The organism is Lentzea sp. NPDC004782 (genome assembly GCF_040609115.1).
GTDB lineage: Bacteria > Actinomycetota > Actinomycetes > Mycobacteriales > Pseudonocardiaceae > Lentzea.
Genome location: NZ_JBEXJN010000137.1, coordinates 1 through 8,040, shown reverse-complemented (window position 1 = coordinate 8,040; position 8,040 = coordinate 1). Strand labels below are relative to the sequence as shown.

Annotated in this window: 7 protein-coding genes; 4 read left to right on the top strand and 3 right to left on the bottom strand. The window is 71.5% G+C overall.

Going from position 1 to position 8,040, the window contains the following annotated elements; translation table 11 throughout:
* Positions 1-73 precede the first annotated feature (73 nt).
* The 3 genes from ABZV40_RS46080 to ABZV40_RS46070 form a co-directional block, all read right to left on the bottom strand.
* Positions 74-727 carry a polysaccharide deacetylase family protein gene (locus ABZV40_RS46080; RefSeq protein WP_355456462.1) on the bottom strand — a complete coding sequence of 218 codons (654 nt, stop codon included), beginning with the start codon at positions 725-727 and terminating at the stop codon, positions 74-76.
* Positions 728-918: 191 nt separating this feature from the next.
* A complete protein-coding gene (gene ggt, locus ABZV40_RS46075) occupies positions 919-2,691 on the bottom strand; it encodes a gamma-glutamyltransferase (protein ID WP_355456461.1) in 1,773 nt (590 codons plus the stop codon).
* A 59-nt stretch (positions 2,692-2,750) separates the two neighbouring features.
* Positions 2,751-3,413, bottom strand: coding sequence for a TetR/AcrR family transcriptional regulator (locus tag ABZV40_RS46070; RefSeq protein ID WP_355456460.1), 663 nt, complete (start codon positions 3,411-3,413; stop codon positions 2,751-2,753).
* A 58-nt stretch (positions 3,414-3,471) separates the two neighbouring features.
* Here ABZV40_RS46070 and ABZV40_RS46065 point away from each other — a divergent pair, with 58 nt between their 5' ends.
* Genes ABZV40_RS46065 through ABZV40_RS46050 form a run of 4 tightly spaced genes read left to right on the top strand, consistent with a single transcriptional unit; the run spans position 3,472 to position 7,986 of the window.
* Positions 3,472-4,278 carry an alpha/beta hydrolase gene (locus tag ABZV40_RS46065; protein ID WP_355456459.1) on the top strand — a complete coding sequence of 269 codons (807 nt, stop codon included), beginning with the start codon at positions 3,472-3,474 and terminating at the stop codon, positions 4,276-4,278.
* A complete protein-coding gene (locus ABZV40_RS46060; protein WP_355456458.1) occupies positions 4,275-5,171 on the top strand; it encodes an alpha/beta fold hydrolase in 897 nt (298 codons plus the stop codon). Before ABZV40_RS46065 ends, ABZV40_RS46060 begins: the two co-directional genes overlap by 4 nt.
* The gene (locus ABZV40_RS46055; protein WP_355456457.1) at positions 5,168-6,676 is read left to right on the top strand and encodes an FAD-dependent oxidoreductase; all 1,509 of its coding nucleotides are present in this window, start codon (positions 5,168-5,170) and stop codon (positions 6,674-6,676) included. The genes ABZV40_RS46060 and ABZV40_RS46055 overlap by 4 nt, the downstream gene beginning before the upstream one ends.
* Positions 6,673-7,986, top strand: a complete 1,314-nt coding sequence (locus tag ABZV40_RS46050) for an amidohydrolase family protein (protein ID WP_355456456.1) — start codon at positions 6,673-6,675, stop codon at positions 7,984-7,986. Before ABZV40_RS46055 ends, ABZV40_RS46050 begins: the two co-directional genes overlap by 4 nt.
* Positions 7,987-8,040: the final 54 nt, after the last annotated feature.

Below are 8,040 nucleotides of genomic sequence, written 5' to 3'. Positions count from 1 at the left end.
GTCTCTATGAACGGCGCATTTGTCCACCTCACGTGGACAAATGCGCCGTTCATCGAGCACCCGGCGGACGAGATCAGCTCGGCGCCACGGCCCTGCCGGTCTGCGGGGAGATCATGCCCGCGCACAGGCCGTGGCTCGCCAGCACCCGCGCGATGCCCGGGATCGCGGCGATCGTGTTCGCGGGCCAGTCGTGCATGAGGATGACCTGGCCGTTGGTAAGCCTGCCGTTCGCCTGCACGATCGCGTCGACGCTCGCGTTGTTCCAGTCCTGCGAGTCGACGTCCCAGATGATCTGCCGCAGCCCGTACTGGGACGCGACGGACTGCACGGTCGAGTTGGTCTCGCCGTAGGGCGGCCGGAAGAGCTTCGGCGTGCCGCCGCCGGCGGCCGCGATCGCCTGCTGGGTGCGGGAGATCTCCGAGTCGACCTGCGCCCGGCTCAGCTGGGTCAGGTGCGGGTGCGTGTAGCTGTGGTTGCCCACCCACATGCCGGCGCTGACCTGTGCGCGGACCAGCGCCGGGGACGACGCGGCGTTCTTGCCCACGTTGAACGTCGTGGCGCGCAGGCCGTTCTGCCTGAGGGCGTTGAGCAGGTTCTGCGTCGTGGACGACGGGCCGTCGTCGAACGTGAGCCCGACGTACCCCGAGCAGGCGGCGGCCTGTGCCGGGACCGCGGTGGCGACGCTCGCGGCCAGCATCGCCGCGGTGACGAGGAGTTTGGTGCGCACGGTTTCTCCCTCAAATCGCTGTGTGCTCACAACGCAGCGGGCGGAAACTGCGAGAGGTCAATTGCTCAGCCACACTTTAGCGAGCTTGACAAGGCCGTCGAATTTCGCGCGAATTCGACCAGGAATTCGACTGTTCGAATGCCGCGGCAGGCGGGACCTCGGCGTCGACCGCCTGCCGCGACACGATCGGGTCAGCCCACGTGGACGACGCGGGCCGCGCCGCCGCCACGCCGGACCGGCTCGGCGAGCGCGCGCCAGCGGCCGTCGGGGAGGCGTTCGATCGCGGTCGCCGCGCCGATGTCGGCCACCTGGCTGAACTGGTGACCGATCCCCCGCAGGCCCTCGGCCTGCGCCGAGGCGAGGAACGCCGCCTCAGCGGGTGTCACCGCGGCGTTGCGCTGCGAGACCCGCGGTGCCTTGATCGCGTCGAGCAGCGACAGCTTGCGGTCGATGTGCAGCGTGAGGATCTGGGCGACGGTGGTGATGATCGTCGCGCCGCCGGGTGAGCCGACGACGAAGGCCAGCTTGCCGTGGTCGAGGACGATGGTCGGTGCCATCGAGGACCGGGACCGCTTGCCGGGGCCGGGCAGGTTGGGGTCCGGCACGCCGGGAGTGACGGGGACGAAGCTGAAGTCGGTCAGCTCGTTGTTGAGCAGGAAGCCGCGACCGGGCACGACGATGGCGCTGCCGCCCTCCGCCTCGATGGTGTAGGTGTAGCTCACCGCGTTGCCCCAGCGGTCGGTGACCACGAGGTGCGTGGTGTTCTCCACGTCCTGGCGGGTGGGCGAGGCCTGGGCGGCGGTCGCGCACGGCCGCGGGTTGCGCGGGTCGCCGGCCGCGACCGGCGCGGGCAGCACGGCGTTCGGCTTGATCAGGCACGCCCGGCTGTCGGCGAAGCGCTGGGACAGCAGTCCGGCGGTCGGCACGTCCGAGTAGCGGGGGTCGCCGACCCAGCGGTTGCGGTCGGCGAAGGCCAGCTTCGTCGACTCGATGAACCGGTGCAGGTGCTGCACGTCGGAGACCTTCGACAGGTCGGCCGACTCCAGGATGTTCAGGGCCTCACCGACGGTGGTGCCGCCGCCCGACGACGGGCCCGCGCTGTACACGTCCAGGCCGCGGTAGCCGACGCGGGTCGGTTCGCGTTCCTCGACGCGGTAGCGCACCAGGTCGAGGAGGCCCATCTTGCCGGGGCGCACGTTGCGGGTGGAGCCCGGCACGACCGGTGGGTGCTGCACGGTGCGGACGACGTCCTGGCCGATCGCGCCGCCGTGCAGGGACAGCAGTCCGGTGTCCGCCAGCTCGCGGTAGGTGTCGGCGAGCTGCGGGTTGCGGAACACGCTGCCGACCGCGGGCGGCTTCCCGCCGGGGAGGAACAGCTCGCGCGTGGAGGTGAAGTCGGCGAACCGCGCGGCGTTGTTGGTGATCTGGGTGTTGAAGGTCTGGTCGACGACGAACCCACGCCGTGCCAGCGCTTCCGCGGGCGCCATCGCGTCACGCAGGCCGATCGTGCCCCACCTGTTCAGCGCCTGCTGCCAGGTCCTGGGCGCGCCGGGCACGCCCACGGCCAGGCCGCTGGTCATGGCCTCGGCGAACGGCAGCGGCTTGCCGTTCTCCACGAACAGGTTCTCGTCCGCCGCCCGCGGCGCCGTCTCGCGTCCATCCAACGTGGACACACGGCCGGTGCGGGCGTCGTAGTAGACGAAGTACCCTCCACCGCCGATGCCCGCGGAGAACGGGTCGGTCACCCCGAGAGCCGCCGCGGTGGCGACGGCGGCGTCCACCGCGTTGCCACCTCGCCGCAACACGTCGATGCCGACCTGCGAGGCGTCGGGGTCCACACTGGACACCGCGCCGCCGTTCCCGGTCGCTTCGGGAACCCGTGGCGCGGCACCGGTGTCGGCGTGGGCGACAGGTGTCAGAGACACCGCGGTGAGCAACAGAGCCAGACCTGTCCGCAGCAACATGGCTTTCTACTACCGCAGGCCCCTGGCGGTGCGACAGGAACTTGAGGAAAACCTGAGGTTCACGCCCGCAACTGGCGAAGACCGTCGACGATCAGCTTCAGACCGAAGGCGAACTCGTCCTGCAGCGGCACCGGCAACGAGTCCGCGACGGCGAGCGTGGCCGGGAAGTCGGCGGGCGACAAGCCGTGCAGGTGGGCCGACATCCGCTCGCGCTCGACGTCGTTGCCCGGTCCGGTGAGCTGGATGGCGAAGCCCAGGACGTAGCGCGCGAGCGTGGCGTAGGCGCGTGCCGCGGCGCTCGGCGGAAACCCGCCGGCGAGCAGGACGGCCAGGCAGCGTTCGCGCAGCACCATCGCGTTCGGCCCGACCGGCGTCTGCTCGATCAGCAAAGGCGCGATGTTCGGATGCCTGCCCAGCGTGTCGAACATGGTCCTGGCGACGGCCTGGCAGGCCTGCTCCCAGCCCATCTCCGCCAACGTCGCCCGGTCGAGCTCGACCTCGCCGAACACGCGGTCGATCACGCAGGTGATCAGGGCCGCGCGGTTGTCGAAGTGGCGGTACAGCGTGGCCGTCCCCGACGCGAGCCGTTGCGCGAGGGTCCGCATCGACAGCGCCTCGGCGCCTTCCTCGTCGACGATCTGCAGCGCGGTGGCGAGGATCCGGTCCAGCGGGACGGCGGGGCGGCCGCGAGACCGCCGGGCGGAGGAGGACGAACTGGTCACGCCGTGAGTATGACCTCCGGTTGACACCCCCGACAATAACGGCAACACTGTTGCCATTATGAAGACCAATGACATCCGGGTCGTCTCCGTGGACGGCCTGCGCGTGCACTACGCGCGTTCGGGCCGGGGACCGGCGGTTTTGCTGCTGCACGGCAGCGGGTCGTCGCTGGAGGGCTTCGAGCGGGTGGCGGAGCTGCTGTCGGCGTCCTTCGACGTGATCCGCCCGGACCTGCCCGGCTTCGGGCGGACGGGGCCGCGGCCCGACCGCGACTACCGCGTCCGGACGTACGCGGCGACGATCGCCCGCTTCATGACCGCGCTGCAACTGCCGCGCTTCGCGGTGGTGGGCAACTCGCTCGGCGGCAACATCGCGTGGAACCTCACCCTGGACGCGCCGGAGCGGGTCGACGGCCTGGTGCTGGTCAACGCCACCGGTTATCCGGAGAAGACCCTGCCCGCGGGGTTGCGGCTGGCCCGAAACCCGTTGCTGCGCCCCGTGTTGCGGCGATGGCTCCCGCGCGGCGCGACCGAACGCGGGCTGCGGGACGCGGTCGGCGCGGGCTCGGCGATCGTGGACGACGCCATGGTCGACCGGGTGCACGCGCTGACCGGCCTGCCCGGGAACCGGTCGGCGTTCGTCGACTTCGCCAACACCGACCAACCCGACCGCAGCGGCGAGATCAGGCGGATCTCCGTGCCGACACTGGTCCTGCGCAGTGCCGGCGTCGACGGGCAGCACTTCGCCCGCGACATCACGGATGCCCAGGAGCGGGTGCACCCGGAGGGCGGGCACCTGCTGCCGGAGGAGGACCCGGAGTGGGTCGCCGCGGCGATCACCGAGTTTCTGCACGAGGAGCGGCGATGAGGTACTTCGTCGCGTCCGACGAGGACCGTCGGCTCGACCCGGCGGCGCGGCGCACGTCGCGCGGCGATTTCGTCGCGCTCTCCGACGGTGTGACGCACTACGAGCTGGCCGGACCCGAGGACGGCGCGCTCGTCGTGCTGGTCGGCGGCATCACGATCCCGTTGTCCTACTGGGACCGGACCGCCGAACGGCTGCACGCCCGCGGCCTGCGCACGTTGGCCTGCAGCGGTTACGGCCGCGGCGGTTCCGACCGGATCGACGGCCCCTACGACGAGGCGTTGTTCGTCCGGCAACTGGCCGAGCTGACCTCGGCACTGGACCTCACGCCACCGTGGCACGTGGTCGGAACCTCGATGGGTGCCCTGGTCGCGATGGCCTACGCGAACCGGTACCCCGGGAACACGGCCACGCTCGCCGTCGTCGGTCCGGCCGGACTGAGCGCGCGTCCGGCGCCGCAACGGTTGCTGCGCAACAACTTCGTGGGAAGCTTCGTCGCCAGGCGGTTCGGCCGCGGGCTGCTGGAAGGGCACCTCGGGCACAACGTCCGCGATCCCGGCCTGTCCGCCGAACTGGTCGCGATGGTGCGCGACGCCTACCGGTTCGAGGGCTCGCTCTACGCGTTCTTCCGGACGCTGCGCGACTTCCCGCTGCACGAACGGCAGGAGCTGTTCCGCAGGACCGGTGATCTGGGCATCCCGGCGCTGCTGGTGTGGGGTGACGACGACCGGGTCACCCCGATCACCCAGCTGGACGCGGTCCGCGCGCTCCTCCGTCCACGACAGACCCATGTGATCCCGCAGTGCGGCCACATGGCCCCGTTCGAACGGCCTGACGACGTCGGCGACCTGCTCGCGTCGTTCGCCGTTCCCCAGTCAGATCGGCTCGAACCGTGAACCACCCGGAGATCGTCGACGTCCTGATCGCCGGTGCCGGCCCGACCGGCACCACGCTGGCGATCGACCTCGTCCGCCGCGGCCTGAACGTCCGGATCATCGACAAGGCCCAGCACTCCTTCGAGGGCTCGCGCGCCAAGGGCGTCCAGCCGCGGACGCTGGAGGTGTTCGACGACCTCGGCGTGCTCGGCGACGTCCTCGACGGCAGCAGCGACTACCCCCGGCTGGGCATCCACCTGGGACCGGTCGCCGCTCCGTGGCGCATGTTCTCCCACCGCGAGCGCAGCACCGACGTCCCGTACCCGAACACCCGGCTGATACCCCAGTACCGCACCGACCGCGTGCTGCACGACCGGCTGGAGCAGCTGGGCGGAAGGGTCGAGTACGGCGTGGAACTCGTCGGCTTCGTCCAGGACAGCACGTCGGTCGCGGTCAGGACGACCGGCGAAACGATCACCGCGCGCTATCTCGTGGGAGCGGAAGGCGGTTCGAGCGCCGTGCGCCGGCATCTCGGTGTGGGTTTCCTCGGCGACACCGACGAGCAGGACCGGATGCTCATCGTCGACGCCGTCACCACCGGCCTGTCCCGCGACCGCTGGCACGTGTGGCCGGGGGTGAAGGGGCGCTTCGCGGGTGCGTGTCCGTTGCCGCACACGGACGATCTCTTCCAGTGGATGGTCCGGCTCTCCCCCGACGAGGAACCGCCGGAGGGAGCGGAGGCGATCACCCGGCGAATTCAGCGGCAGACCCGCAACCGGCACGTCGAGCTGAGCGAGATCCGCTGGCGGTCGGTGTTCCGGCCCAACATCCGCCTGGCGGAGGCGTACCGCCGCGGGCGGGTCTTCCTCGCGGGCGACGCCGCGCACGTGCACACCCCGGCCGGCGCGCAGGGGCTCAACACCGGTGTCCAGGACGCCTACAACCTCGGTTGGAAGCTCGGCCAGGTCCTCGCCGGCGCCGACCCGCGGCTGCTGGACAGCTACGAGGCCGAACGCCTGCCGATCGCCGCGGCTGTGCTCGGGCTGTCCACGCGGAAGTACGAGGGCCTCGCGAAGCTCGACCCGTCGAGCCTGCGCCGTGGCAACGACGAGCAGCAGCTGTCCCTGACCTACTACGGCGGCCCGCTCGCGCCCGTTGGCGGTGACCGCACGAAAACGCTGCAGGCCGGCGACCGTGCGCCGGACGCGGAACTGCTCGACGCGGACGGGACGGCGGTCCGGCTGTTCGACGCCTACCGGGGTCCGCACTTCACCGTTGTCGCGTACGGCCAGAACGCCGCCATGGCGAGCAACGAGCTGGACTGGCCGGACGCGGGAGCGCCACTGCGGCGCGTCACCGTCGACGCGCTCACCGACCCCCGGCACAACTTCCGCCACAGCTACGGACTCGACGGAGACACCTTGCTGCTCATCCGGCCCGACGGCTACATCGGGCACATCGCGACCCGCGACTTCCTCGGCTCGGCCAGTGCCGCCGCCCGCGCGATGACGCCGGTGACGCGATGAAGCGCGTCCTGCTGCGCGGCGCGCAGGTGATCACCATGGCGGCGCACCGGCCGGACGCCGAGCTCGTCGACGTCCTCGTCGAGGACGACCAGATCGCCGCGATCGGCGAAGGTCTCGGAGAGACGGGCGCCGAGGTCGTCGACGTCACGGGCAGGATCGTCATGCCGGGCCTGGTCAACGCCCACCTGCACACCTGGCAGACCGCGCTGCTCGGGGTGGGGGCGAACTGGACGCTGGCGGACTACCTGGGCCGCATGCACGGTGCCGTGGCCCGGCACTACCGCCCGGAGGACATGCGGATCGGCACGCTCGCGGGCGCGCTGAGCCAGCTCGACCGCGGCACCACCACCCTCGGCGACTGGTGTCACAACACCCCGACGTCGGAGCACACCGACGCGGCGGTCGAAGGCCTTCGCGCGTCCGGCATCCGCGGGGTGTTCCTGCACGGCACCCCGTACTCCGCCGCCGATCTCGCCCATCCCGTGAGCGAGGTCGACCGGCTGCTCGACGGCCGGACCGGCACCCACGCGCTGCTCACGTTCGGCATGGCCGTCCGCGGTCCGCAACTGTCCACTCCGGACGTCGCGGTCACCGACTTCCGCGCCGCGGCGGAGCGCGGAGTCGTGGTGTCGACGCACCAGAGCGGCGGAGCACCGGGGCCGGGGTGGGAGGCAGTGCGGGACGCGGGGTTGCTGAGTCCCGGCACCAACGTCGTGCACGGCGCGGGGCTCACCGACGAGTGGATCAGGACGCTGGTCGACGCGGGCGCGAGCATCACGTGCACCCCCGAGAACGAGCTCGGGCAGGGCCACGGCTCCCCCGTCACCGGAGAACTGCTCCGGCTGGGCGCCGCGCCGTCGCTGGGCACCGACACCGACGCCGTCGCACCCGGCGACGTGCTCTCCGCCGCCCGGATCGCGCTGGCCCACCAGCGGGGCCGCGACCACGACCACCACCGGCGGGAGACCGGGGCGTTCTCGCTCACCGCGACGATCACCGCCAAGCAGGCGCTGGCCTGGGCGACGGTCGAAGGCGCCCGCGCTCTCGGCCTCGACGGCCACGTCGGCCGGCTGGAGGCGGGCCTGCAGGCCGACCTCCTCGTCATCGACTCCGCTCCGCGCCTCGTGCCGACGCACGACCCGATCGCGGTGGCGTTGTACTCGACCCCCGGTGACATCGAGGCGGTCATGGTCGCCGGGCAGTGGCGCAAACGCGACCACGCCCTCGTCGACGTGGACCTCGAAGCGGTGCGAGCGCGGCTGTGGGAGTCCGCCGACCACCTGCTGCCCCGGCTCGCGGACTGGCGATGACGTGGATGAAGGGCGCCTTCATCCACACCAGGTGGAGGAAAGCGCCCTTCATCC